The sequence below is a fragment of the Pseudomonas gingeri genome (genome assembly GCF_013386165.1).
Classification (GTDB): domain Bacteria; phylum Pseudomonadota; class Gammaproteobacteria; order Pseudomonadales; family Pseudomonadaceae; genus Aquipseudomonas; species Aquipseudomonas gingeri_C.
The window spans coordinates 615050-641245 of record NZ_JACAOS010000015.1; the positions used below are offsets into that span (position 1 = coordinate 615050).

Genomic DNA, 26196 nt, shown 5'->3' on the forward strand with positions numbered 1-26196 from the left:
CCGTGAGTCCCTTTAACTGTCTGCCAGGCTTAAACGAGCAACTGCGCCCATCCCACTGGGCTGGCGCTGCCCAGGCTGAACCCCTTGCCCGTCAAGGACAGGTGTGGGTTGTAGGCAGCGTCGTGCTGGAAGTTCGCCGCCCATTTTTCGCGCAGAACGGCCAGGGCCTGTGGCGCCTCGGGCAGGAGACCCGGGTGGAGCACCTGCACTTGCGGCGTCCAGGCGATCAGGCCGCCACCCTGGCCGATCTTGAGGCACAGATCGATATCGGCGAAGGCCTCGGCAAAGTCACCTTCGTCCAGGCCACCGACGGCCTCGAAGAACGCCTTGCGCACCATCAGGCACACCGCCGAAACGGCCGAATAGTTCTGCTCCACCGCCAACCGCTGCATGTAGCCCCTGGCCTCCGTCTTCTCGCCGACAAAAGGCGAACCGACACCGCCGTTCAAGCCGAGAATCAGCCCGGCCTGGGAGACCTTCCCATCACGACCGTAGAGCTTGGCGCCGACCACACCGACTTCCGGGCGCAGGGCCTGGTTGAGCAGCGACTCGATCCAGTTGGGGTTGACCACTTCGCTGTCTTGCGCGAGCAGCACCAGGTACTCGCCCAATGCCTGGCCTGCCGCCGCGTTGCAGAACGCCGAGGCACTCGACCAGTCGCCTTGCAGCACACTGACTTTGCCGGCCAGGGGCTGTGCCCGGAGCCACGTTGCGAGGGCATCGCTGTAGCTCGGGTGATCGGCCACCAGCACTTCGTATTTCAGGTAGCGGGTCTTTTGCAGGACGGCGTTCAGGCAGCGCTCCAGCTCGACGAAGTCGGCCTGGCCGTGGAGGATGATCGACACCAGCGGGCGCCCGGTATGCCGATAATCGACAAAGTAGCTGCCCGGATTCTGCGAAGTGACCTGGGCCTTGTAGCCACGCGTGCCCAGGTGACGCAGCAACGCCAGGCGTTCATGGGCGTTCTCTTCGAGCGCCGGCAGGCTGGAAATCAGCAACGACTCGTCCAGATGAGCCAATCCGGCCATGCCGCCCTGCTCGATCAAGCGCAGCAACAGATCGAATTCCAGGGCTTTGCTGAAGTCGGCCTTGTAGCCGCCCACCTCCAGCAATGCTTCACGGCGGATCAACCAGTGCCTGGCCATCAGCGCCGGTACGCTTTGCAGCAGGTCGAGGTTGAAGTCAGGACGGAACACATCGGTCAACGCACCATTGACGTCGCGCTGGATTTCATCGGTGGCCACCGCACGACAGCCCTCGGCCGCGCGCAGTTCGAGACCGGCGCGCAGCAGGCCGCCGGCGGTGAACTCGTCACCGGCCTCGGTCAGCAGCACCCAGTCGCAAGGCAATTGGCGGATCGTCTGGTTCAGCTTGTCCACCAGGTTGCCGGGGGTCACCCGGATAAAGTGCAGGGTGTTCTGCAGGGTGGTCGCCGTCTGCGGCTCGCCCGTGGTGAAGACGACGATGCGGAAGGCCTTGCTGTGCCCTTCCGCCAGGCTGTCGAGGGTGACCTGCAACTTGCCGATGTCGTCGTCCAGATTCAGTACCAGCAGGCCGAACACCGGCCCCCGGCCCTGCGCCGCCGCGTAGTTGCCAATCGCATCCAGCTCGGCATTGGACGGTTCACGGGCTTTCAGCCAGTCGAGCAGACGCCCGGAAAGCATCGCCTTGAACGTCGAGTGATTGTCTTCGCTGGAGACCGCGTCCAGGCGCTCGGCCCAGGCGAACATATCCCGGGCTTCCTGCTCTTCGCCCAGGCTTTCCAGCTGCTGGGCCAGACGCTTGACCACCCGGCGGTTGAACAGGTTGCACGCCTGGGCCTGCCACAGACGATCCACCACGCTTTCCGGGGTGTCGTTGTTGTGCGCACGCATCAGGGCGTCCTGGCGGGTCCATATCCCCTCCAGCCCCATCAACTGCACGCGGCCGGCCGGCATCCCATGGAGCAGGAATTCAAATTGGGTCAACTGATCGAAAAATGCCTGGTTGTAGTAAGGCATTTCCATGTACTGCTTGGGCCCGAAACGCCGCACGGGAGCATCCTTGATGCTGACCCAGGTGGACTCGAAAAGCCCTTCCATGGTCAGCGCGCGCCCGGTACGCAAGCTGTCGGTCATGGCTTCGAAACTTTCCAGGGCAAAGGCTTTGCCCTGTGCCGGATCAAGGCCCTCGATCGCGGTAGGCAACGAGGCCAGGAACTCGGCAAACGCCTCACGCTCGGCCACCGACTTGGCATCGGTGTAGGTCAGCGAGTGATAGACCTCGGTGCTGTGTTCCGAATCGCCATAGTTGACCTCACGGACCACATAGGGAATCGGCAGGATGCGCGCCTTGGCCCGGGCAAGCATGTAGTAGACATGGCCGATTTCCTGCCACTGGAAACTGGTGCCTTCCGGCAGGGCCGAATGCCAGTCGCGCATCAGCGCGGTACGGTGGACGGCGTAGAACGGCGGCACGTACTGGTGCATGTAGTCCACCACGCGATCCTGGGCCCGCTCGGAGGCGTAGTCCTCACAGACCTTCTTGTCACGTCGGTAGTAACTGACGCTGTTCGGCAACGACAGGTACATCATGCAGTAGCCATGGCACATGCCGTAGTCGGCATTGTTCTCCAGAAACGCCACCGACTCGGTCAGCGCGCCGTGAACGATAAAGTCGTCGTCGGCGGCAAACACCATGTACGGCGTGGTCACGCTCATCACGCCATGGGCGAACTTGTTCTGCAGTTTCCAGTAGTCGTACTGCGGCACGTGCAGGTATTCGATCGAATCATGCCCCAGCGCGACTTCGGCATAGGCCACCGGGGAGGAATCCAGCACCAGCAGTTTGCAAGGCAACGCGCTGTAGAACTTCACCGCCCGGCGCAGGAACGCCGGCCGGTTATGGGTGACCAGCACCACCGTCAACAAATCACCCAGGACCAACGCCTGCTCAGAAACGTAGTTGCCTTGCATAACCTTTCCCCAAAACTTCGAATCGACAAATGAACTCAGGATGATCTGGCTACTTAGCGAACCCGGCGCAGGTAGCCATCAGGTGCAACGGTGACCAACAGCTTGTTCTGCAGCTGTTTATCGATCTCGAAATCATTGTTCTCTTTCAGATAAGCCCAGACCGCGGTCTTCGGGTTATCGCCCGGACCCCACGGACGATCAGGGAAAAACTCCGCCGGCATGTCTTCGACCACGGTATCCATCACCACGCAGTAGCTGTCGACCGAAACCAGCGGTGCGTAGAGGCGCAGCTCTTCCAGCACGTGATCGTGGGTGTGGTTGGAATCCAGCACCAGGATGACCTTCTTGCCCTCGGCAGCCGCACGGACCTGCTCGACAGTCGACATCTCGATGCTCGAACCCTCGATCATGCTGATGCGCTTGCTCATCGGATGGCTCTCGATGGCCTCGCGGTTGTGCGGACGGATATCGCGGTCGATGCCCAGCACTTCGCCATGGCCTTGCAGTTCCAGCAGGGAGGCGTAGTAGATGATCGAACCGCCATGGGCGATACCACACTCGATCACCAGGTCCGGCTTGACCTGCCAGATGATCTCCTGCATCGCCATCATGTCCTGGGGCAGCTGAATGATCGGCCGGCCCATCCAGGAGAAGTGGTAGCTGTACTTGTGCTTGGCCGACTCGTTGAAGAAGTCACGGGCCAGGCCCTGGAGTTTTTCATCCTGGCCCTGGGCGGCGATTTCGGCTTGGCATTCGGCTTCGAAGGCTTGCATAACGGTCTTGGTCATTGTTCGGTCTCGGCAAAAGTTCATTGAAAGGAGGCGCTGTCGACGGCGTGGTAGACGTATCGCCCACCCGTCATGCGCTTGATTTCTTCGAGGTAATTGGAGTTCATCACAAACAGGTTGGCACCTTCGGGCAAGGTGTCCAGGGCTTCCTGCGGCGACGACACGCGCACACCGCTGAGGGGCAGGTAACGTCCCTGCTTGGCCGGATTGATATCCACCACCTGGTCCACCGCCACGCCCGCCCGCTGCAGGAACAGTGAATAGATCACGCCCTTGGAGGACGCGCCCCAGATGCAGGAGCCTTGTTCGGGAGCTTCGCCAATGATGCGGATCGCCTTGGCCAGGCTGGCGGTGAAATCATCCGGCAAATGCTGGTGCCGCACCGACTCGGTCGGTGTCAGGCGCAAGCTGCCGAGGTCGGCGACGATGTACAGGTACTGCCCGCCGAACAGATGGCCGGCCTCGTGCACGGTGCCGAACAAGCGGCGCAGGTCATCGAGACGGAAGTAGTTGACGTGTTCATAGAACAGATCGAACCAGGCTCGGTGCTCGACGATCCAGTCGAAGCAAGGCACCTCGATATAGATCTGCCCACCCTGGTTGGCCTCGGCCATCGCCGCCAGGAACGCCACCGGATCGGCGATATGTTCCAGCACATGACGCAGCACCAGGGCATCGGCGGCCAGGCCCAGGCCTCGGGTGAACGGGGCCTTGATCACTTCGGGATTGCTGCCCTCGTAGGCCGGGTCGATGCCGGTGATGGCGTAGCCCAGGCCACGCAGCAGCTCGAGGAAATAGCCCTTGCCGCAACCGACCTCGATCAGGCTCCGGCCCTTGAAGTGCCGGGCAATGATGCCTTCCACATCGTTCAGGTGCTGCTGGAACTGGCCGGAATGGGCCTGCTCGTTCTGATAGTCGCTGTCGTAGCTCAACTTCTCGGCATCGAAGGCCTGGTTGAAGATCAAGCCGCTGACTTCATCTTGTACCAACACGATATCGGCACTGGCCGAAGCCCTGGCCGAGGCCGCGTCGGCAAAGGTGCGGTTTTGCAGGACCGGCAGCTCAGCTGCCCGATACAACTCATGCGCCATGTTCGACTCCCAGTAGCTGTTGCAGTCGCTCGGCCACGCCCCAGAACGCCATGGGCTCGTGACTGGCATAACCGTAGTGACCCAGGTTCAACGCGATGGACGACTCACGCTCGCGCAGGCGCTGCTCGACCAGGGTCCGCACCGCGATCGGCCGGCCGCTGGCGCAATTGACCACGCCGGAAAAATCCCGTTGTTCCAGCAGCCGCGCCAGGTAATCGGCGGCCACTTCAATCGCCAGGTAATCGCGCAGTTGCTCGCCCGCCGACATGTTGAAGTGACTGTCGCCGGCCTCGATGGCACGGTCCAGGCTGGCCAGCAGGCTGTTGGGGTTCTGTCCTTCGCCGTGCAGGTAGAACAGGCGCGCCCATTGCAGGTTGAACGGCAACTGCTGACTCAACGTCTCCAGGAACAGGCGCAGGGTGTTCTTCGCCAGGCCGTAGGGGTTGCTCGGTTGCGGCGCTGTCGCTTCGCTCAATGGCCCACTCTGCAAGCCATATTCGAAGCAGGTGCCGGTCACCAGGACCTGGGGGATGCCGGCCTCGACCACCTGCTTGATAAATCGGTAATCGGCGAACAGGTTGTGTTCGAAGTGAAACAGCGCCTGGTAGTTCGGCAACCCCGGCCAGGCCAGATGGGCCAGGGCATCCACGCCTTCGGTCAACGTGGCCAGGTCCAGGTCCGCGGCATGCACATCGGCGGCGACAAATTCCACCTCATCGATCCACGGCAGCTTGCGCGCGGCCTCAGGGTTGCGAGCCACGGCGCGTACCGAATGCCCCCGCGCGAGCAAGGCCGAGACCAGATGGCGACCGACAAAACCGGTCGCCCCCGTCACCAGCACTTTCAGGCCACTCACAGGATCGTCAACTCGGGCACGGCGACGACAAAACGCCCGCCCCATTCGCGCACGACAGCCTGCTGCTGACTCACTTCCTGCAACAGGTTCCACGGCAACACCAGTACGTAGTCCGGTTTTTCCGCTGCGATACGCTCGGGCGAGACCACGGCAATGCGGCTGCCCGGCAAGAACTTGCCCTGCTTGTGCGGGTTGGCATCGGCCACCCAGGCCAACAGGTCCGAGCGGATCCCGGCGTAGTTGAGCAAAGTGTTGCCCTTGGCCGCCGCGCCATAACCCACCACGCGCTTGCCTTCGGCCTTGGCCTGCAGCAGGAAGCGCAGCAGGTCGTGCTTGATACGTTCGGCGGCCGGTGCCAGGGTCGCGTAGAACGTCGGGGTCTTCACCCCCGCGGCCAGTTCGGCTTCCAGCACCTGGCGAACCACCGCTTGCACCGCGCGACGCGAACCGTCGGCGCGCTGCACGAAGACCCGCAACGAACCGCCATGGGTCGGCAAGCCGCCGACATCGAAGATTTCCAGGCCGTTGCGCACGCACAAGGCCTGCACGGCGGTCAGCGACAGATAGGAGTAGTGCTCGTGATACAGGGTGTCGAACTGCTGTCCGGCGATCAAGGCCAGCAGGTGTGGGAACTCGAAAGTGGCCACCCCCGTCGGCTTGAGCAGCGTCGCGAAACCCTGGAGAAAGTCATTGATGTCCGGCACATGGGCCAGCACGTTATTGGCCGCCATCAGGTCGGCCGCCCAGCCCTCTTCAAGCAACTGCAAGGCGCTGTCGCGGCCGAAGAACAGCTCGCGGATCTCCAGGCCTTTGTCCCGCGCCGCCTGGGCGGTGCTGCGGGTCGGCTCGACGCCCAGGCACGGGATACCGCGCCCGGCGACATATTGCAGCAGGTAGCCATCGTTGGCGGCCACCTCCACCACACGGCTGTCCGCGGTCAGTTCGAAGCGCTCGACCATCTCGGCCACATAACACTCGGCATGCGCCAGCCAGGTGCTGGAAAACGAACTGAAGTAGGCGTAGTCGGCATCGAACAGCGTATCGGCGCGGGTGTAGTCCTCGGTCTGTACCAGCCAGCAGCTCTGGCATACGGCGACTTTCAACGGCAGCCATGGCTCGGCCTGCTCCAACTGGTCAGCCCGCAGGTAAGCATTGGAGGGCGGCGAGGTGCCCAGATCGATCAACGGCAAAACCAGCGGGGTGCCGCAACCTCGGCAGTTCATAAACGCACTCCAGGGAAAGACGTATCGATCAGGGGGTGACTGCTGTCCCTGGCCGACAGATTTTTGACAGCCTCGGGCCAGGCGATTGCCAGGCGCGGATCGAACACCGACAGGCCGCCCTCGGCGTCCGGCGTATAGTCGGCACTGTGCAGGTAGAGCAGTTCGGCGTCGTCGCTGAGGGTCTGGAAACCGTGGGCGAAACCGGCGGGAATCAACAGGCTGCGACCATCGCCGGCACGCAGGTGCTCGGCGTGCCACTGCAGGAAGGTCGCTGAATCCGGACGCAGGTCTACCGCGACATCCCAGACTTCACCGCGTAGACAGGTGATCAGCTTGGCTTCCGGGGCCTGTGCATTCTGATAATGCAGGCCGCGCACGCTGCCCCGCTCGCGGGTGCAGGAATGGTTGATCTGGCGGATATGAAAAGACTCGCCGAACGCACTCAGGCTGCCTTCACAGAACAGCCGGGAAAAATGCCCGCGCTGATCGGCATGGTGCTTGTGCTGCACGCTGAACAGCCCCCTGAGGGGCAAAGCCTGAATCAGGAATTCACTCAAAGCTCACCCCGGTACAGATTCAACTGCGCCAGGGTCACGCCGCGCATGTCCTCGGCGTTTTTCCAGGCCAGATGCCAGTCGAGGGTCTGTTCCAGGCATTGCTGCAACGACCAGCGCGGTTGCCAGCCGAGCAACTGCCGGGCGCGACTGCTGTCCAGGCGCAACAGGCCGGCCTCATGCAGTTCGCTGGGTTCGACCCGTAGGCCCGGCGCGTGTGGCCAGCGTCCGGCGAGCCGGGCGACGACGTCGCCGACGCTGCACATGTCATCCTCGCCGGGTCCGAAGTTCCACGCCCCCGCCGCTTCCGGCCCACGCTCATAGAGCGCGGCGGCCAGTTGCAGGTAGCCGGCCAGGGGTTCCAGGGCATGCTGCCAGGGCCGTACCGCCTGTGGATAACGCAGGGTCACCGGCTCATTCGCCGACCAGGCCCGGAGCACATCGGGGATCAGTCGCTCCGGGGAAAAATCGCCGCCCCCCAGGACGTTGCCGGCCCGCGCGGTCGCCACCGCCAGGCCATGGGCCTCGTAGCGTTCAGCGGGAAAAAAGGACGCCACATAGGACTGCGCCAACAACTCGCAACAGGCTTTGCTGCTGCTGTAGGGATCATGGCCGCCGAGGGCTTCGTTCTCGCGATAGGGCCAGGCCCATTCCTGGTTGGCGTAGACCTTGTCGGTCGTCACCAGTACGCAGGCGCGTACCCCACCGACCTGGCGAATCGCTTCCAGCAGGTTGAGGGTGCCCATGACATTGCTCGAGTAGGTGCCGAGCGGATCACGATAGGCCTCGCGTACCAGCGGCTGGGCCGCCAGGTGCAGGACGATTTCCGGTTCGGTCTCGGCGATCAGTTCCAGCAAGGCGCCGAGGTCGCGCAGATCGCCGCGTTGGTCATTGAGGCCCTCGCCGACCCGGGCCAGTTCGAACAGGCTGGGCTCGGTGCCGGGGTCGAGGGCGAAGCCGCTGACCTGGGCCCCCAGGCTCTCGAGCCAGAGCGCCAGCCAACTGCCCTTGAAACCGGTGTGGCCGGTCAGCAGGACCCGCTTGCCACTCCAGAAGGCGCGGCTCAGTCCCACTGCTTCCATGGGGCCTCCCCGCTCTGCCACAGTTGCTCCAGATGATTCTTGTCCCGCAGGGTGTCCATCGGATGCCAGAAGCCATCGTGCTGGAAGGCATTCAGTTGCCCCTGGGCCGCCAGTTCCGCCAAGGGCTCGGCTTCCCACACGGAGCTATCGTCCTTGACCAGCGAGAGCACCTTGGGCGACAGGACGAAGAAACCTCCGTTGATCCAGCCACCATCGCCACGGGGCTTCTCGATAAAACCACGGACCATGTCGCCGTCGCGCTCCAGTGCGCCGTAGCGGCCTGGCGGCTGCACGGCAGTGACCGTCGCCAACTTGCCGCTGGACCGGTGGAAGTCCACCAGCGCGCCGATGTTCAGGTCCGAGACACCGTCACCGTAGGTGAAGCAGAACGCCTCTTCCTTCTCCAGGTAACGCCCGGCACGGCGCAGGCGGCCGCCGGTCATGGTTTCTTCGCCGGTGTCGATCAGGGTCACGCGCCATGGCTCGCTGTAGTTCTGGTGAACGTCCATGCGATTGTTGCTCATGTCGAAGGTGACGTCGGAGGTGTGCAGGAAGTAGTTGGCGAAGAAGTCCTTGATGGCGTAGCCCTTGTACCCCAGGCAGATCACGAAGTCGTGAATACCGTGGGCGGAGTACTGCTTCATGATGTGCCAGAGAATTGGCTTGCCGCCGATCTCGATCATCGGCTTGGGCTTGAGGTGCGATTCCTCGCTGATCCGCGTGCCCAGGCCACCCGCCAGAATAACTGCCTTCATCAACGTCCCCTCCTGTTCGACACAGCGCCTGCTGAGGCGCTGTGGGACTTCCCAGACTGCCGGGTCAAATCGCGCCAGCGGCACACCGCCCGTGGGCCGCGCCGCCAAATGCACGATTTATGGCGATATGCAGGGGGACTTGCAGGAAACGCGCCAGCTCTACAGGGGGATCAATCGGCCAGCCAGCCGTTCTCCCAGTAACGCAGGTTGTCGCCGCGCAGCATGTAGTCGCGCAGAACGATCTCACGCAACTCGTCGCCCATGCGGTAGCTGGCATCGGGGTCGGACAGATGCATGCGAATGGCCTGCAACCACTCATCCGTGGAGTTGGTCTTGACCTTGGTGCACGGCAGATAGCCGGTATAGGCCTTGGTATCGGTGCAGATCACCGGATAACCACAAGCCCCGTACTCCAGCAGCCGCAGATTGCTCTTGCAGTCGTTGAAGATGTGGAACTCCAGCGGCGCCAGGGCCAGGTCCAGGTTCAGGCTCGCCAGTTTCGCCGGATAGATATCCAGCGCGATGACCCCATGGAACTCATGCATGTAAGGGCGCAAGTCGTCCGGGCACATGCCGAAAAAGACCCAGTCGACCTCCGTCGCCAACTCGCGCACGACCTCGGCAATCACCGCCAGGTCACCGGAGTGACTGGTGCCGCCGCCCCAGCCGACCCGGGGCTTTTTCGACGTCCGGCGCTGCCCCTTCAAGCCTGTCCACAGTTGGGTCGCCAGCATATTGGGAACCACACGAATATCGCTGTGCATGGACGACAGGGCGTCGGCCAGCGGCTCGGTCGAGACCACGACCCGATCACACAGGCCGATACCACGACGAACCAGCGCTTCCATCTCGTCACGGGTCGGCATATTGCGGACATGGGCGTTTTTCTTGGTCGGCTGGATCACATAGTCATCCAGCTCATAGATGCGCCGGGCATTCGAGTAGGTCTTCAGCGGCACGCATTCATTGATCGGCCCTTCGGTATAACGCCCCTGCAGCACGATAACGTCAGGAGACTGACGCTCGACTTCGATAATCGACGGCATTTCATACATGACCCGTCCGACCGCACGCCCCGCGGCTTGCAGCTCGATCAGCGGTTGCGTCACCCGATAGTGGCCGATGGCCGAGGCATTCACCGGAATCGCCAGCACCTTCGGCAGACTGCGAACGGAAAACGGCGTCCATCCAGACAGCAGGCCCGGTTCGAGGCCGAAACTGCCGCCGCCCAGAGCCCGCAAGCTCAGGTTGGGATTGTAGGTCGGGTCCCGTGCGATGACCGGAAGCCAGCGCAGATAAAAAGCCTCTTGCTCACGCTCACGCAAGACCTGCTGGTCCGCCTCGAGCACAACGCCCGGACGGGCCCCCAGGGCCAGTTGCGCATCGGGGGTCCAGACCACCAGGTAACCGCTGCGTCCAATCTTCAGGCACAAATCGACTTCACTGAGCGAGTGCACAAACTGTGCTTCATCCAACCCCTGCACACTGTCGAACACGCTCTTGCGCACCATCATGCAATCGGCACCGACCGCACTCAGGTCATGAGCGATCTGCAAACGATGCATATAGCCCGGGGACTGCAGGGACTCGCCATGAAAAGGCAGACCCGCCGGCCCATGCAAGCCAAGCACCAGACCGGCATGGACCACCTGCCCGTCGGCATTGAACAGCTTGGCGCCCACCACGCCGACTTCCGGGCGCTGGGCATGGTTGAGCATCTCGTCGAGCCAAAGGCCGTCAGTCACCATCAGATAGGGGTTGAACAGCAACAGATAGTCGCCCCTGGCTTGCTCGGCAGCGGCGTTGATAACGCCAGCCCGGCCCTGATGCGCAAAGGTCAATACGCGCAAGCGATCGCTGCCCATGCTCGCCATGGCGTTCAGCCAGGCCAACGCCTCCGGACTTTCACTGCCGTTATCCACCAGCAGTAACTCGTACTCGCTGTAAACGGTTTTTTCCAACAAGGTTTCGACACAACGCTGCACCGCCGCCAACTGATCCTTGCAGACGATAATGATCGAGACCAGCGGTCGATCGGCGTGCAGATAATCCACACGGTTGAACAACCCACGACCTCTGTCACGCAGCTCATGGGCCACACCGAGGCGCCACAGATGCGCCTCGAGCAGCGGTGCGTTCAGTTCGAGCAACTCGGGCAGCGAGATCCATTGGGAAAGCGACAGCACGGACTCCACCAGCACCTCGGTAATATGCCCGACCACCTGGGTACCGAACTGCTCGACCAGCCGCCAAAGCAGGTCGTGAGGCGCCAATTCGCCATGTCGCGACTCGAAGCCACCGAGCGCCAGGAAAGGCTCGCGCTTGAAGGCCAGGACACGGCCGACATACGGATAGCTGCGCATCAGGTCCAGGTTGAAGTCGGGCTTGAACACCGGCTCCGCTGACTCGCCGTCGTGCAAACAGCTCTCGTCACTATAAAAACAGCATTCCTCGCCCGCCTGCACGATGCGATCAGCCAGCACCAACAGCGCGGGCTCCACCAGACGATCGCCGGCACGCAACAGATAAAACCAGTCAGCGCCGTCAATCTGGGCCAACAGCTCATTGAGTTGCTGCTGCCAGTCCTCTTGCAACGGCAAGGTAAATACCCGGTCCAACAGCACGGCTTCGTTACAGGTGTCAGACAGTACCAGGGTCAACTCGGCCGGATAGAGCTGCCCGGCCAGGCTCTGCAGGGTCGTGTCGAGGGCGGCGAAACTGCCTTCACGATCGATCACCACCGCCACGATCTTCGGCTGCCACGACCATTCGAGCAGAGCATCGGGTAGCAGTTTGCGCTCAGGCTCCGTCAGGGTCCGACAGGCCAGCCACTGGGCATACATTTCGGAAAAACTTTCGCTGGTCACCCCGACGCGCCAGATCTCGGTGGTCTGCTTGGTGCCCAGGGTCCGCAGCAACGCCAGCTCATCCCAGACCCGTGGCGACTCTGCGGCACGGGTCAGCGGCAACAAGCGGACCCAGCCATGGGCCGGGGCCGACTCGCCACTGCGCGCCTTGAGCATTTGCAGCAGCCACTCACGCTCCGAGAGCACCGCCTCACGTATCGCCTGCTGCCGGTTGGGGCGTTCCGGGTAACGACGCTCGACACTCAGGACGTGGTTCAGCATCACCATGTTGCCGCGACGCAACAGGCAGATGTAAAACGCAAGCTCCAGCGAAGCGACAAAACAATGCCCCGGCTGGGTCAAGGCAGGCAGCCATTCCAGCGCATCCGCGCGACGCAGCAGCGCATTGCTGAAACCGCCCAGGATGTTGACTGGAAAGGTCTCGAAAATCGCCAGCAGGTCTTCGCCCTTGAAGACCGAGCAGGTGGGCGCCAACGTCGCGTTCTCAAGACGCATCGGCAGTTGCAGATCGTAGGCGTCCCAGAACATGCGCTGCGCCAGCACCAGATTGACGTCGGTCTGCTCGATCAGGACCTGGGCCTGACGTTCGATACAGGCGCCAAACAGCTGGTCGTCGTCATAGAGAAACTTGATGAACTCGCCCTGGGCCAACTCAAGCCCCGCGAGCACGTTAGCCACATGCCCGAGCTTGCGCGCGTTACGGACATAACGTATCGCCCGACCCGCCTCTTCGCCCATGACCTCGACCAGGCGGCCGATTTCGTCATCCTGGCTGTCATCGCATACGATGATTTCGAGATTGCCGTAACCCTGGCCCAAGGCGCTGTACAGGGCTTTGGCAAAAAAACGTGGATTGACGGCGGGAATGACGAGACTGACGAGGGGGAGTGGGTTCACGGCGGGGCTCGCAAGCAGCGCGACTTACCCGATCGGACGAGCCACTCGCACCGCTGAAAAAGGCGGTTGATGGAGACGCGAGAGCCACGATGACTCCCGCGTCCGGGTCGAATCAGATCTTGTTGAACAGGCCCAATTGACTGATTTTGCTGAACGCCAACTGCGCCGCCTGCAACATGGTCTGCTGCAAGGTCAGTTGAGTCATGACCGCCGCCGGGTCGGCGTTGACAATCAACCCTTGAGCGGTGGTGTTGGCGATAACCAGGCTCTGATTGGTGGCATCCTGGGAATCAATGGTCTGGCCGCGGGTACCGATGGCGGTGATCGAGCTGCCGGCCTGGTCCATGGCGCTGGAGACGTTGCTGACACCCGCGTTCATGACCGCCAGCAGCTTCTGTTGGGCAACCGGGTTGCCATCAGCCGGCGTATTCAACGACGTGATCATCTGGTTCAAGGTGTCGAGGATGTTCTGGGTCTGGTGATTGTTCGGCTGGATCACAAACTGATCACCGGCCGCCGGCGCACCGCTCAAGGTCAGGCTGACCCCCGCCGCCGTCGCCGTCGAACCGGTCATGGTGCCCGAGGACACCGGCCGGCTACTGGCCGTGATCGGCGACGCGTAGAGGTCGTAGGCCGTGGCACTGGTGAACTTGAGGATCGCCCCACTGGAAGGGAAGGTGCTGTCGTAGGCCGCCTGGTTGGTTGTCGTTGCCCCGGTCACCACCGTGGTCGACGGATTGCCGGCGCTGCGCGTGGTATTGAAGGTATCCGGCTGCGCGGCCAGGGTGAAGCTATGCCCGGCAATCACGGTATCCGGCACATCGCCGGACTGCAGGTTGATGCTCAGCCCCAGGTCCACACCACGGAAGTTGACCGTCTGATTGGTGCCGCTGGTGTTGCTGATCACGCCGTTCTGGCTGGCTTCGGAAGTGACGTCGTTGCCGCTGGCATCGGTGATCTTGAGCTGGGTGCTGCTGAGGAAGCTGACGGTATAGGGCTGGCCTGCGCTGAACTTGGCGTCGTAGGTCGCACTGTTGCTGACCTGGCCGTTGGACAGGGTGACGCGGCCGTCGTCCACGGCCGGCGAGGTCAGGGTGACCTGGGTGCGGGCGGTGTTGATGGACTGCTGGAACGCGTCCCAGCCGGTCACATTGCTGGCCACCGAATTATTGGCACCAACGGCCAGGTTCAACTGCGACTGATCGCCGTTGTAGCTGTAGGTGCCGTCGGAATTGGCGGTATAGGGCTGGGTATTGGTTTTCGAACCGGCGAACAGGTAGTTGCCGTTGGCATCCTGGCTGTTCATCAGCCCGAGGATCTGTCCCTGAAGCTGCCCCAATTGCGCGGCATAAGCCTTGCGGTCGGCATCGGTGTTGGTGCCACTGATGGCCGCCAGCGCGGTTTCGCGGGCCGTTTGCATGGCGCTCTGAATCGAGCTCAACGCCGTTTCCGACTGGCTGAGCGAACCTTTGAGCGAACCGATATTGGTCGAGTACTGGGTCAATGCAGCGCTTTGCTGCCCCAACTGCACCAACCGCGCCGCGCCCACAGGGTCATCGGCGGCGGTGTTGTACTTGACCAGGCTGCTGGCCTCGGCACTGGTCTTGAGTGTGTCGTTGTAGCCACGCTGGTAGTTGGCAGCCGTGGTTTCGTAATACTGGGCGGTGGAAATGCGCATGAATCACGACTCCTTAAAGGCTGCTGAGCAGCGTGCTGAAGATAGCCTGGGCGGCTTTGATAATCTGCGACGCGGCCGTGTAGTACTGCTGGTACTTGACCAGGTTGGCGGACTCTTCGTCCAGGTTGACGCCGGACAGGGAGCTTTGCGCGTTGGTGGCGTTGGTCAGGATGGTCGTCGTCGCCGTGTTGTCCGAGGTGGCCTGGGCCGCCTTGCTACCGACAGTGGAGATCAACGAGCCATAGGCATCCGAGATGCTGCTGCCGCCGTTCGTGGCGCCCGTGCCCACGGTCTTGCTGTTTTGCAGGGCGATCAGGGCGGTGCTGTTACGGTTGTCCGAAGAACCGGCGCCGGTCATCGACATGGTGAAGCTTTCACCGGCTGTCGGGTTGCCAGCCACAGTGGTCTGAACGGTGAACGTCTTCTGCAGGCCGGTCACAGGGTCCAGCACCGCAGCGCCGGTGGAGTCGACCATGTTCACGTTCAGGTTCAGGGTGTTGGACTGCCCCGGCACGATGGTGCCGGTGCCCATGGTGTTGCCCTGGGCGTCGGTCAGGGTGTAGCTCTGGGTACCCGCGGTCGCACCAGTACCGGGTGCGCCAAAGACGATCTTGACCGGCGTGCCGTACTTGATGGCGTCCTGCAGTTGCGCGTTATTGGTCGCGTTGGACGTGCCCAACTGGTCGACCAGGGTCGGCTGAGTGTAGGTACCACCGTTGTTGGCACTGGTGACACCGGTCAGCGGCGCCGCCGCGGCAATGTTCTGCGCGTTGGTCATCACCGTCTGGATATCACTGGCACCGCTGCGGGTCGGGGTCACCTTGAAGCTGTCGCCGGGACTCATCGCGCCGCCGGTCAGGCTCAGGGTGATCCCGTCGATCACCGGGGCCGGCGTGGTCGTGGTGCTGAAGGTGCCCATGGCGGTGCCGTCGGAGCGCGTGACGCTGTAGTTGGTCGCGCTGCTGAAGGTAACCTGGTAATCGTTGGTGGTCAGCGCGCCGGTGTCGGCGATGGTCACGTTCAGGTTGCCGGAGCCGGCGCTGTTGTTCGCGTTGGCGATACTGCGCTGGCTGATCAGCGAGGGGCTGTTGATATCGGTGAACAGCGGCGAGCCGAAGTTGCCGTTCTTGTCGATGCCCTGGGCCTGTTGCTTGTTCATCTGGTCGGCCGTGACCATGGCAATGCGCCCCAGCGCGTTGATCGACGGCTCGAGTACATCGCTGCGATAGCGCAGCAGACCACCGATCTCGCCACCGGTCACGGTGGAGGTGATATCGACGGTGCTGCTGCCACGATCCAGTTGCAAGGCCGACTGGCTCGGGTCGTCCTTGCTCGGCACGGCGGACAGGGTGTTGGTGGTGTTGCCCATCACCAGCGGCTGGCCGTTGCCGATATAGACGTCATAACTCGAACCACGCTGGACCACCTGGGTCCCGACCAGTTCGGACAATTGGCGCACCGCTTCGCTGCGCTGGTCCAGCAGGTCGTTCGGTGCCCCGGCGGCGGTGGTGACCTTGGAAATCTGATCGTTGTACTGGGCGATGGTGGTCGCCAGCTTGTTCACCTGGTCGGACATGTCCGACAGGTTGCTGTTGATTCCGGTGTTCTGCTGGCTCAACTGCTGGGAGAGGCTGTTGAGCTTGTTGCTCAAGGCCTGGGCGCTGGTCAACGTGGTCTGGCGGGACGCATCATCCGTCGGGGTAGTGGACACGCTTTGCAGGGAAGAGAAGAACTGCTGCAACGAAGCAGTCATGCCGGTGTTGGCATCGGACAGCATCGAGTCGGTCGGCGTGACCTGGGCCAGGTACGAGGACGAATCGCTGTTGAGCGCCGTCGAGGTCTGCAACTGTGAATCCAGGTAGGCGCTGTAGACCCGACGGACATCCGCCAGGGTCGTGCCGGTGCCGATGAACACGTTGCCATATTGCTGCGAGGCAGAGCTGGTCTGAACGGTCGACTGACGCGAATAGCCCGGCGTATTCACGTTGGAAATATTGTTACCGGTGGTGTTCAAAGCCGTCGAGGCCGCGTTCAACCCCGTCATACCAATATTGAGCAAGCTCATGATTCAGACCTTATAAATTCGTGGAAGCGCCCGCCGCAGCGTAGTTCTGGTAGCTCTTCATCTGTTTTGCTATTTGCGAAATCTTGCTTGCGTAGTCCGGGTCGGTGGCATACCCGGCCTTTTGCAACTCGCGTACAAACTGTTCAGGTTTATCGGCCGACTTCAGCACATCTTGATAGCGATTATTGCTTTGCAACATGGTGACCAGGTCATCGAAGCTGTCCTGGTAGGAACCATAGGAACGGAAGTCCGCCGTTTCCTTGACCATCTGGCCATTTTCAAACTCGCTGGTGATGGCGCGGGCCTGGGGCCCCTGCCAACTGCTGCCGGCCTTGATGCCGAACAGGTTGTGACTGCTGCTGCCGTCCTGTTGACGCATGACCGATTTGCCCCAACCGGTTTCCAGGGCCGCCTGGGCCACCAGATAACGCGGGTCGACACCGATACGCTTGGCCGCCTGCTCCGCCATTGGCAGCATGGTGGCGACGAATTCGTCGGGCGAACTGAAAGCCTGTTTGGCTGGCGCCAACGGCGGCTGGGCCATGGCACGACCGTAGAACTGCATATTCGAGTTAGACACGCCGCCCACACTGCGGGCAGTCTGAGCCTGCCCCTGGAGCACGGCATCGCTGAGAGCACTGCTGCGCGCCGGCACGGGCTGGGCGTTGAGCGCGGCCAGGCTGCCGTCAGCCGATGGCACCAGCCCGGCGACCAGGCGATCGGTCAGCTTGCTCGGCAATGCCAGGCGGCGCTGGTTGATCTTGGCCATGTCGTTGTGCAGGCTGCCATCGCTGTTGTGGGCCGGGCTCGCGACCCGCGTGGCCCACAAGGGCCGCTGGCCATTGGAGCGCGCGAACGGCGAAGCCGCGGTCGCCGCCGTGGTGATGCCGGCGTCGATCGGTGTCGCCACTGGCGCTTCGGTGGCGACCGTGCCGGCCGGCGGCCCGACCTTGAGCCCGCCATCGGCAGGCCGCTTCGGTTTGTTCTTGGTCATCTGGCGTACCAGCACATCGGCCAGGCCGATACCGCCACCCTGGCGCGACATGGTCACGGCCAACTGATGGTCGTACATTTCCTGGTACTGCTTGGTCGCCGGGGTATTGAGCGGGTTATCCTGGCCGATGACATCCGTGGCCGCGCGCGCGGACTTGAGCATTTCGCCGACGAACAGCGACTCAAACTCCTGCGCCACCTTGCGAATGTTGGCGTCGCTGTCGCGGTCGCCGACCTTCAGGCTGTTCAGTCGATTCAGGTCGCTGTAGGCACCGGAGTCGCCGGTCGTTGTCAGCCCGCTCTTGCGCATATCCACCATATCGACGACCTCAAATCACGATCAGGTCGGCTTGCAAGGCGCCGGCCTGTTTCAAGGCTTCGAGAATCGCCATCAAGTCGCCTGGCGCCGCACCCACCTGGTTCACCGCACGAACGATCTCGTCCAGGGTGGTCCCCGGGCCGAACTTGAACATCGGCTTGGCTTCCTGCTGGGCATTGACCCGCGAACGCGGTACCACCGCCGTGGTGCCGTTGGACAACGCCCCCGGCTGGCTGACGATCGGGTCTTCGGTAATGGTCACGGTCAGGCTGCCGTGGGTCACTGCAGCCGGTGAAACCTTGACGTTCTGGCCGATCACGATAGTGCCGGTGCGCGAATTGATGATGACTTTCGCCACCGCCTGGCCCGGATCAACCTCGAGGTTCTCCAGCATCGACAGGTAGTCGACCCGCTGGCTCGGATCCAGCGGCGCGGTGACGCGGATCGAGCCGCCGTCGATGGCCTGGGCCACGCCCGGACCGAGCAGGTCGTTGACCTTGTCGACAATCCGCTTGGCGGTGGTGAAGTCGGAGCGGTTGAGGTTCAAGGTCAGGCTGTTGCCCTGGTTGAAACCACTCGGTACCGCGCGCTCCACCGAAGCCCCGCCGGGAATACGACCGGCCGACGGAACGTTGACCGTGATCTTCGAACCGTCCGCGCCCGAAGCATCGAAACCACCCACCACCAGGTTGCCCTGGGCGATGGCGTAGACGTTACCGTCAATACCCTTGAGTGGCGTCATCAACAAGGTGCCGCCACGCAGGCTCTTGGCGTTACCGATGGACGAGACGGTGATATCCACCACCTGCCCCGGTTTGGCGAACGCCGGCAGATCAGCGCTGATCGACACCGCCGCGACGTTCTTCAACTGCACGGTCCCGGCGTTGGCCGGCACCTTGATGCCGAACTGCGAAAGCATGTTGTTGAAAGTCTGCAGGGTAAAGGGTGTCTGCGTGGTCTGGTCACCCGAACCGTTGAGACCAACCACCAGGCCGTAGCCGATCAGTTGGTTGGAGCGCACACCGGAAATACTGGCGATATCCTTCAACCGCTCGGCCTGGGCACCGAGAGCGGTAGACATCAGCAGCACAGCCGCCATCACATGCTTGAAATTGAACATGGTCATAGCACCTAGAAAGGCCAGAGCGGACTGAGGAAGAAGCGGTCCAGCCATCCCGGCTGGCTCGTGTCGGCAAACGCGCCGGTACCCGAGTAGGTGATGCGCGCATCGGCCACGCGAGTGGACGGAACGGTGTTGTCGGTGGCGATATCATCCGCCCGGATCATCCCGGCGATACGCACCAGCTCATTGCCGGTGTTGAGGGTCAGCCACTTCTCGCCACGCACGGCGATGATGCCGTTGGGCAGCACGTCAGCCACGGTCACGGTGATCGAACCGGTCAGGCTGTTGCTCTGCGCAGCCTTGGACGAACCGTCGGTGGTCTTGGTGCCGCCATAGCCGACACTCAGGTTCGCGTTGCCGCTGGTCACCGACGAGCCGAAGAGCGTGGTCAGGCCAAAGTTGTTGGCATCTTTCTTCGACAGGTCGGAGTTGGCGTTCTTGCTCGCCTGGGTGGCTTCGTTCAGGGTAATGGTGACGATATCGCCGACCCGGAAAGCCTTGCGGTCGCCATACAGGTTCTGCTCGAAGCCCGCCTGGTAGATCGAACCGTTGTTCGCCGCAGCGGGCAACGGGGTGCGCGGCAACACCGGCGCGTAATACGGGTCATTGGGCTTGGGTGGCGGGCTCATGCAACCGGCCAACAGCACCATCGAGCTCAATGCGAGCAGGGGAAACAACCGATTCATGACCCTATTACCTCACGGTGTTGCAGGCGCCCTTAAGGCCGCCCCATAGACTTGATTACAGGTTCTGTGCGACGTATTGGAGCATCTGGTCGGCGGTGGAGATCACCTTGGAGTTCATTTCGTAGGCCCGCTGGGTGGTGATCATGTTGACCATTTCTTCCACGGTGCTGACGTTGGAGGTTTCCAGGGTGCTCTGCTCGGTGGTACCGAAACCGTTGAGGCCCGGGGTGCCGACTTGCGGCGCGCCACTGGCGGCGGTTTCCAGGTACAGGTTGCCGCCCTTGGACTGCAGGCCGGCCGGGTTGATGAAGTCGGCGGTCTGGATATTGCCGATCACTTGCGAAGCCGGGTTGCCGGCGACGGTGATCGAGACCGTGCCGTCCTGGCCCACGGTGAAGGTCTGGGCGTTGTTCGGGATGATGATCGCCGGCTGCAGGGTGAAACCGTTGGCGGTGACGATCTGCCCGGTGTTGCTCAGGTGGAAGGTACCGTCACGGGTATAGGCCGTGGTGCCGTCCGGTTGCAGGATCTGGAAGAAACCGCGGCCGTTGACGGCCATGTCCAGCGGCTGGTCGGTGGTTTGCAGGCTACCAGCGGCGAAGTTCTTCTGGGTGCCGACGATCCGCACACCCGTACCCAGCTGCAGACCCGACGGCAGTTCGCTGTCCTGGGTCGACTCGGCACCCGGCTGACGCTTGATCTGGTACAGCAGGTCCTGGAACTCGGCGCGATCACGTTTGTAGCCGGTGGTCGAGACGTTGGCCAGGTTGTTGGAAATAGTCGTCAGGTTGGTGTCTTGTGCCGCCAAACCTGTTTTTGCAACCCATAGAGCCGGAAGCATTCTGTTCTCCTTCGCGCGCCTGTTTTACGGCGCTACGTTCTGGTGATTAGCTGTTCTGCAAGACCCGAGCCATAGCCGTGTCATCTTCTTTGGCGGTGCTCATCATCTTGATATGCAATTCGAACTGTTTGGACAGGGCCAGCACCGAAGTCATTTCCTCGACGGCATTGACGTTGCTGCCAACCAGGAAGCCCGAGACCACCTTGACGTTGGCATCGACCGGCGCTGTCGTACCGTCTTTGGTATGAATCACGGCATCCGGCCCCTTGACCATGTTCTTGAGATCCGGGTTGACCAGCTTGATGCGATCGACTTCCGCAATCACTTGCGGCCCCTCACCCATGGCACGAATGCTGATGCTGCCGTCCTCACCCACTTCGATCTTCGACTCGGGCGGCACGGCAATCGGCCCGCCATTGCCCATGACCGGCATGCCGTTGCCGGCACGCAACACCCCGAGGGCGTCAATATTCATGCTTGCGGTGCGCACGTAACCTTCGCCGCCGTCAGGCGTCTGCACGGCCACCCAGCCGTCACCGGCCACCGCCACGTCGAGATCGCGACCGGTCTCGACCATCGGGCCCTCCGTGAAATCCGTCCCCGGACGCTCGGACATGGCGTAGGCACGCGACGGAAAGCTGTCACCGAACACCGGCATCGAACGAGCCTGTTCCAGGTCACGCTGAAAACCGTTGGTCGAGAGGTTCGCCAGATTGTTGGCATGGGCCTTTTGCGCCAGGGCATTCTGGGCCGCACCGGTCATTGCCACGTAAAGGTACTTGTCCACAGTCTTTCCTCATTCCTGACGGGCGTTTGCCGCCACCGCTGTACTTTGAGTGGCGCAAGCAATTTCCGAACCAACTTGTTTTTTGACGCAGGACAAGCCAACAGAGCGGGAGTTTGAGTACCTTTCGCAGGCTTTCAAGGTCTTGAGGGCAGACGAAAAAGCGGCGCCGTTATGCCGCTGGCGGCAAATATCGGTCATTCCTCTGCGGCGCGACGGGCGCCAGAAAAACCACCCTGGAATAGACCTTGCAAGCCAACCCGATATACGGCGACCAACGTCAAGTTTGCCCAGGGACTGCCGACATTCAGAATTAGCCACAGTATTCAGGAGGGCTGACGTGAACCTGTACATCAACCAACTACAGAAAAAAGCTGACTTCAAGGAAGACATCTATTCAGGCGCCATCTTCCTGGACACCCAGTTGGCGACCGCCAAAGAGCTCTGTAGCTTTGCCAAGGAAAGCATCACCCTGGCCTTCGACGGTGAGACCGATCACCAGTCCCTGCACAAGATGATGCCAGTCGAGGAATTCGTCAGCCGGGTGACCCGCCTCAAGGGCCAGTTCACCAACAGCCAGCGCGTCAAGGACCTGATCCTGGGATTCATTCATGAAGTCGGCATCGACCCGCGCGAGTACATCTTCGATGTGCCGCGCCTGCGCGTCGTACCCAACTACAACTACCTGCACGCCGGCGTCAGCTACGCCTACAAGCCCCATCGCGATACCTGGTACGGCAGCGTCGATTGCCAGATCAACACCTGGATGCCGGTCTACACCATCGCCCCGAACCAGACCATGATGATCAATGCCGGTTACTTCGAAAAACCGGTGCTCAACACCTCGAAGGACTGGAGCCTGAACGACTGGATCAACAACCAGCGGCACAAGGCCAAGGACAACCTGACCGAGGAAGTACGTGTCCACCCGGTGCCCCTGGCCGACATCGATACCTCGTCGGAAATGCGGATTGCCGGCAACACCGGCGAGATGCTGATCTTCTCCGGTTCACATTTGCATGGCACCGTCCCCAACTACACCGAACAGACCCGCTTCAGCGTGGACTTCCGCCTGATGCACCTGGACGACCTGCAGCACAAGCGCGGCGCCCCCAACGTCGACAGCGCCTGCCCGGATGTCGGGGCCGGCTTCAAAGACTATTTCCACGCCCACGACTTCTCGAATTTCCAAGGAATCTATCAATGACCAAGCGCCGCATTACGCCTGCCGAGGCTCAATACAACGAAACCCGTGCCGGCGTGCTCAAGCGGGTCGATGCCGAGTACGTGGCCGACGCACCGTTCGTGTTCGCCAACCGCATCAACGTGACCGCCGCGCTGTCGCGCATGGAGCTGTTCAAGAAAGTCATGGACGTACCGGGCGCGATCATTGAATGCGGCGTGTACAAGGGCAACTCGCTGATGCTCTACATGCACCTGTCGATGATCCTCGAGCCGTACGCGATCAACCGTTCGATCGTCGGTTTCGACACCTTCGAAGGCTTCACCAGCATCAACAAGGACGAAGACCCGGCCGACATCAACGAGAACATGTTCTCCGACACCGACCAGTCGCTGATCCAGGACATGATCGATGCCAACGACCTGCTGCGTCCGGTCAACCGCATCCCCCGTTGCGAGCTGGTCAAGGGCGACATCTGCAAGACCGTGCCGGAATTCGTCAAGTCCCGTCCGGACCTGGTCGTGGCCATGTTGATCCTCGACACCGACCTCTACGAGCCGACCAAGGTTGCCCTGGAAACCTTCCTGCCGTACATGCCAAAAGGTGCCATCGTGGTGCTCGACGAAGTTGCCTATCGCAACTTCCCGGGCGAGACCAAGGCCCTGCGTGAAGTGTTCGACATGAACAAGATCGAGCTCAAGCGCCTGCCGTTCGACTCGTGCGTGGGTTACTTCCACATCTGATCGGGCCGGGGCGGGAGGCTTGGTTACTGCCCGCCCTTGACGACATCATATTCCTTCAGCTTGTTGGCAATGGTGGTATGGGAAACCCCCAGCCGTTTACCCAGCAAGCGACTGCTCGGATGCTCCGAGTACAGACGCTCCAGCACCGCCCGCTCGAACCGACCGACAATCTCGTCCAACCCGCCTTCCAGGGAAAAATCCCCCAGGGGCTGGCGCACGCCATAATCCGGCAGACGGATATGCTCGGCCTTGACCACCCCGCCCTCACACAGGGAAACCGCCTGGAACAGCACGTTCTCCAACTGCCGGACATTGCCCGGCCAGTGATAATGCGCAAGACGATCCATCGCCGCCGGCGCCAGCTTCGGCAACGGGCAGCCGATCTGTCGACTGGCCTGGTCGAGGAAGTGCTCCACCAGCGGGGCCAACCCGTCCAGGCACTCGCGCAGCGGCGGAATATGCAGGGACAGCACGTTGAGGCGGTGATAGAGGTCCTGGCGAAACTCACCCCGCGAACACAGCTCCGAGAGATCGACCTGGGTCGCGCAGATCACCCGCACATCCAGGTACACCTCCTCATCGCTGCCGACCCGACGAAACCCGCCGTCCTGCAAAAAGCGCAATAACTTGACCTGCAAACGCGGGCTCATCTCCCCGACCCCATCGAGGAACAAGGTGCCGCCGGCCGTCAGCTCCAGCAGCCCGAGCTTGCCCTCGGCGCGGGCGCCCTCGAACGCGCCGGGGCCGTAACCGAACAGCTCGGTTTCAGCCATGGACTCCGGCAACCCCGCACAATTGAGTGCCATCAGCGGTGCCTGCCCACGCGGACTGGCCAGGTGGCAGGCCCGCGCCAGCAATTCCTTGCCGGTGCCGGTCTCACCTTCAATCAGCAACGGCGCGTCCAGCGGCGCCATGCGCCGGGCCTCACGGACGACCGCGGCCATGACTTTCGAACTCTGGAAGATACTGTCGAAGCCACGCAGTTCCTGCTTGCGCACGTTGTAGATGCGCTCGCCGACCTGATCGGCGCGGTGCAAGGTCAGCACCGCGCCGGCCATCGCCTCGCTGTCATCGTGTTCCGACTGCAACGGGGCGATATCCGCCAGGAAAACGTCACCCTTGATCTTGACCCGCAGACCATTGATCCGCGACTTGTTGGCGCGCACCAACTCCGGCAGATCGAAATCCGGCGCGTAGCGCGCCAACGGGATACCCGGCACCTCATCGACCCTGACCCCGAGCAGCTGCGCCGCCGCGCGGTTGGCGGCAACAATCGAGCCGCCCATGTCGATGGACAGCACCGGAAACTCCAGCGCCCCGAGCAGAGCGTTGAGTTCCATATGCCGACGTTCACTGGGCATCAAGCCGACGCGCTTGACGCCAAAGACACCGGCAATGGTTTCGAACTTGGGCCGCAGGGCCTGGAACTGCAGGTTGATCAGATTCGGGCAGTGCAGGTAGATGGCATTGCCCTGATCGCCACCGACCTCGCCACGGGCAACGTTGATGCCGTAGTCCACCAGCAGGTTGAGAATGTCGCGAAGAATGCCGATGCGGTTCTGGCAATGCACTTTGATACGCATGGAAAGGCTCGAAGAAGGGCGATGGCCGGGGCGCGTCAGCCCCTGCGGAGCGGGCACTTTTTCCAGTACACCGCAGTTAGTCGTCAAGATTATGTGACAAAAACCAACCAGAGCACCACGGCAAAACGCTTTATGAATCAGCAGCGCGCCAATTCGTAACGTTTTCTTTACGAAATACCGGCTTTCATCTCGTTCTCCAACGCTTCACCCCAGATGCGCACAGCCCCTCAACGGGTTAACACTAGGCCCATCGCTACACATAACAAGAACGCATCCCCAGCAGGAGAGCTGTATGAAGCAGACGCACTACGTGGCTCGCGAGCCCGATGCGCAAGGTTTTATCGACTACCCGGCCGCCGAGCATGCCGTGTGGAATACCCTGATCACTCGTCAACTGAAAGTGATCGAGGGCCGCGCGTGCCAGGAATACCTGGACGGCATCGAAAAGCTGGCCCTGCCCCACGACCGGATTCCGCAACTGAGCGAGATCAACCAGGTCCTCGGCGCCACCACCGGCTGGCAAGTCGCCCGGGTGCCAGCGCTGATTCCGTTCCAGACCTTTTTCGAGCTACTGGCCAACAAACAGTTTCCGGTTGCGACCTTCATTCGCACCGAAGAAGAACTCGACTACCTGCAAGAGCCGGATATTTTCCACGAGATCTTCGGCCACTGCCCGCTGCTGACCAACCCCTGGTTCGCCGAATTCACCCACACCTACGGCAAGCTCGGCCTGCAAGCCAGCAAAGAGCAACGGGTGTACCTGGCGCGCCTGTACTGGATGACCATCGAATTCGGCCTGGTGGACACTCCCCAAGGCCGACGCATCTATGGCGGTGGCATTCTCTCCTCACCGAAGGAGAGCGTGTACAGCCTGTCCGACCAGCCCGAACACCAGCTCTTCGACCCGCTGGAGGCGATGCGCACGCCTTATCGCATCGATATCCTGCAACCGCTGTACTTCGTCCTGCCGGACCTCAAGCGCTTGTTCGACCTGGCCCACGAAGACATCATGGGCATGGTCGAGCGCGGTATGCAGTTGGGTCTGCACACTCCGAAATTTCCGCCCAAGGCCGCCTGATCCGCGACTTTGCGCGGTACCTGCGGCTTTCTCGAACCGACGTTTTCGAATAG

20 protein-coding genes are annotated in these 26196 nt (G+C 62.0%); 3 read left to right on the forward strand and 17 right to left on the reverse strand.

Annotation, left to right across the window (positions count from 1 at the left end; genetic code table 11):
* Positions 1-29: 29 nt before the first annotated feature.
* The 16 genes from HX866_RS15450 to HX866_RS15525 form a co-directional block, all read right to left on the reverse strand.
* Positions 30-2954 carry a TIGR00180 family glycosyltransferase gene (locus tag HX866_RS15450; protein ID WP_177125005.1) on the reverse strand — a complete coding sequence of 975 codons (2925 nt, stop codon included), beginning with the start codon at positions 2952-2954 and terminating at the stop codon, positions 30-32.
* Positions 2955-3007: 53 nt separating this feature from the next.
* Positions 3008-3742, reverse strand: a complete 735-nt coding sequence (locus HX866_RS15455) for a cephalosporin hydroxylase family protein (RefSeq protein ID WP_177092584.1) — start codon at positions 3740-3742, stop codon at positions 3008-3010.
* Positions 3743-3762: 20 nt separating this feature from the next.
* Entirely contained in the window at positions 3763-4833 is a 1071-nt protein-coding gene (locus HX866_RS15460; RefSeq protein WP_177140067.1) for a class I SAM-dependent methyltransferase, read from the reverse strand.
* The gene (locus HX866_RS15465; RefSeq protein WP_177125013.1) at positions 4823-5680 is read right to left on the reverse strand and encodes an NAD-dependent epimerase/dehydratase family protein; all 858 of its coding nucleotides are present in this window, start codon (positions 5678-5680) and stop codon (positions 4823-4825) included. The genes HX866_RS15460 and HX866_RS15465 overlap by 11 nt, the downstream gene beginning before the upstream one ends.
* A 5-nt stretch (positions 5681-5685) precedes the next feature.
* On the reverse strand, positions 5686-6912 hold the full coding sequence (locus tag HX866_RS15470; RefSeq protein ID WP_177140068.1) for a class I SAM-dependent methyltransferase: 1227 nt from the start codon (positions 6910-6912) through the stop codon (positions 5686-5688).
* Positions 6909-7469, reverse strand: coding sequence for a dTDP-4-dehydrorhamnose 3,5-epimerase family protein (locus tag HX866_RS15475; protein WP_177140069.1), 561 nt, complete (start codon positions 7467-7469; stop codon positions 6909-6911). Before HX866_RS15475 ends, HX866_RS15470 begins: the two co-directional genes overlap by 4 nt.
* A complete protein-coding gene (rfbG, locus tag HX866_RS15480) occupies positions 7466-8548 on the reverse strand; it encodes a CDP-glucose 4,6-dehydratase (RefSeq protein WP_177092588.1) in 1083 nt (360 codons plus the stop codon). Before rfbG ends, HX866_RS15475 begins: the two co-directional genes overlap by 4 nt.
* The gene (gene rfbF / locus HX866_RS15485; RefSeq protein ID WP_177092589.1) at positions 8530-9303 is read right to left on the reverse strand and encodes a glucose-1-phosphate cytidylyltransferase; all 774 of its coding nucleotides are present in this window, start codon (positions 9301-9303) and stop codon (positions 8530-8532) included. Before rfbF ends, rfbG begins: the two co-directional genes overlap by 19 nt.
* Before the next feature lie 170 nt (positions 9304-9473).
* On the reverse strand, positions 9474-13067 hold the full coding sequence (locus tag HX866_RS15490; RefSeq protein WP_177125009.1) for a glycosyltransferase: 3594 nt from the start codon (positions 13065-13067) through the stop codon (positions 9474-9476).
* Between the two features lie 112 nt (positions 13068-13179).
* On the reverse strand, positions 13180-14745 hold the full coding sequence (locus HX866_RS15495) for a flagellar hook-associated protein 3 (RefSeq protein ID WP_177092591.1): 1566 nt from the start codon (positions 14743-14745) through the stop codon (positions 13180-13182).
* Positions 14746-14758: 13 nt separating this feature from the next.
* Positions 14759-16810 carry a flagellar hook-associated protein FlgK gene (gene flgK, locus HX866_RS15500; RefSeq protein WP_177092592.1) on the reverse strand — a complete coding sequence of 684 codons (2052 nt, stop codon included), beginning with the start codon at positions 16808-16810 and terminating at the stop codon, positions 14759-14761.
* 10 nt (positions 16811-16820) lie between these two features.
* The gene (gene flgJ / locus HX866_RS15505) at positions 16821-18119 is read right to left on the reverse strand and encodes a flagellar assembly peptidoglycan hydrolase FlgJ (protein ID WP_177093347.1); all 1299 of its coding nucleotides are present in this window, start codon (positions 18117-18119) and stop codon (positions 16821-16823) included.
* A gap of 13 nt (positions 18120-18132) precedes the next feature.
* Positions 18133-19242 (reverse strand): flagellar basal body P-ring protein FlgI, encoded by a 1110-nt coding sequence (locus HX866_RS15510; RefSeq protein ID WP_177092593.1) that lies wholly within the window; start codon positions 19240-19242, stop codon positions 18133-18135.
* Between the two features lie 11 nt (positions 19243-19253).
* Positions 19254-19931: a flagellar basal body L-ring protein FlgH gene (gene flgH, locus HX866_RS15515; RefSeq protein ID WP_177092594.1), complete on the reverse strand. Its 678-nt coding sequence runs from the start codon at positions 19929-19931 to the stop codon at positions 19254-19256.
* A gap of 55 nt (positions 19932-19986) precedes the next feature.
* Positions 19987-20772, reverse strand: a complete 786-nt coding sequence (gene flgG / locus HX866_RS15520; protein WP_177092595.1) for a flagellar basal-body rod protein FlgG — start codon at positions 20770-20772, stop codon at positions 19987-19989.
* Positions 20773-20818: 46 nt separating this feature from the next.
* Positions 20819-21559 (reverse strand): flagellar basal body rod protein FlgF, encoded by a 741-nt coding sequence (locus tag HX866_RS15525; RefSeq protein ID WP_177092596.1) that lies wholly within the window; start codon positions 21557-21559, stop codon positions 20819-20821.
* 337 nt (positions 21560-21896) lie between these two features.
* Between HX866_RS15525 and HX866_RS15530 the strand changes: the two genes are divergently transcribed.
* Positions 21897-22763, forward strand: a complete 867-nt coding sequence (locus HX866_RS15530; protein ID WP_177092597.1) for a hypothetical protein — start codon at positions 21897-21899, stop codon at positions 22761-22763.
* On the forward strand, positions 22760-23482 hold the full coding sequence (locus HX866_RS15535) for a TylF/MycF/NovP-related O-methyltransferase (protein ID WP_100938982.1): 723 nt from the start codon (positions 22760-22762) through the stop codon (positions 23480-23482). Before HX866_RS15530 ends, HX866_RS15535 begins: the two co-directional genes overlap by 4 nt.
* Positions 23483-23505: 23 nt before the next feature.
* Here HX866_RS15535 and HX866_RS15540 read toward each other — a convergent pair whose 3' ends face one another.
* Positions 23506-25065, reverse strand: coding sequence for a sigma-54-dependent transcriptional regulator (locus tag HX866_RS15540; RefSeq protein WP_177092598.1), 1560 nt, complete (start codon positions 25063-25065; stop codon positions 23506-23508).
* Positions 25066-25357: 292 nt separating this feature from the next.
* Here HX866_RS15540 and phhA point away from each other — a divergent pair, with 292 nt between their 5' ends.
* Positions 25358-26143: a phenylalanine 4-monooxygenase gene (gene phhA / locus HX866_RS15545; RefSeq protein WP_177140070.1), complete on the forward strand. Its 786-nt coding sequence runs from the start codon at positions 25358-25360 to the stop codon at positions 26141-26143.
* The last annotated feature ends 53 nt before the right edge of the window (positions 26144-26196 follow it).

Bases quoted from the DNA above. Each gene is read 5' to 3' on its own strand.
- HX866_RS15450 (WP_177125005.1), bottom strand. From the start codon at position 2,954: ATGCAAGGCAACTACGTTTCTGAGCAGGCGTTGGTCCTGGGTGATTTG.
- HX866_RS15455 (WP_177092584.1), bottom strand. From the start codon at position 3,742: ATGACCAAGACCGTTATGCAAGCCTTCGAAGCCGAATGCCAAGCCGAA.
- HX866_RS15460 (WP_177140067.1), bottom strand. From the start codon at position 4,833: ATGGCGCATGAGTTGTATCGGGCAGCTGAGCTGCCGGTCCTGCAAAAC.
- HX866_RS15470 (WP_177140068.1), bottom strand. From the start codon at position 6,912: ATGAACTGCCGAGGTTGCGGCACCCCGCTGGTTTTGCCGTTGATCGAT.
- rfbG (WP_177092588.1), bottom strand. From the start codon at position 8,548: ATGGAAGCAGTGGGACTGAGCCGCGCCTTCTGGAGTGGCAAGCGGGTC.
- rfbF (WP_177092589.1), bottom strand. From the start codon at position 9,303: ATGAAGGCAGTTATTCTGGCGGGTGGCCTGGGCACGCGGATCAGCGAG.
- HX866_RS15495 (WP_177092591.1), bottom strand. From the start codon at position 14,745: ATGCGCATTTCCACCGCCCAGTATTACGAAACCACGGCTGCCAACTAC.
- flgK (WP_177092592.1), bottom strand. From the start codon at position 16,810: ATGAGCTTGCTCAATATTGGTATGACGGGGTTGAACGCGGCCTCGACG.
- HX866_RS15510 (WP_177092593.1), bottom strand. From the start codon at position 19,242: ATGTTCAATTTCAAGCATGTGATGGCGGCTGTGCTGCTGATGTCTACC.
- flgH (WP_177092594.1), bottom strand. From the start codon at position 19,931: ATGAATCGGTTGTTTCCCCTGCTCGCATTGAGCTCGATGGTGCTGTTG.
- flgG (WP_177092595.1), bottom strand. From the start codon at position 20,772: ATGCTTCCGGCTCTATGGGTTGCAAAAACAGGTTTGGCGGCACAAGAC.
- HX866_RS15535 (WP_100938982.1), top strand. From the start codon at position 22,760: ATGACCAAGCGCCGCATTACGCCTGCCGAGGCTCAATACAACGAAACC.
- HX866_RS15540 (WP_177092598.1), bottom strand. From the start codon at position 25,065: ATGCGTATCAAAGTGCATTGCCAGAACCGCATCGGCATTCTTCGCGAC.
- phhA (WP_177140070.1), top strand. From the start codon at position 25,358: ATGAAGCAGACGCACTACGTGGCTCGCGAGCCCGATGCGCAAGGTTTT.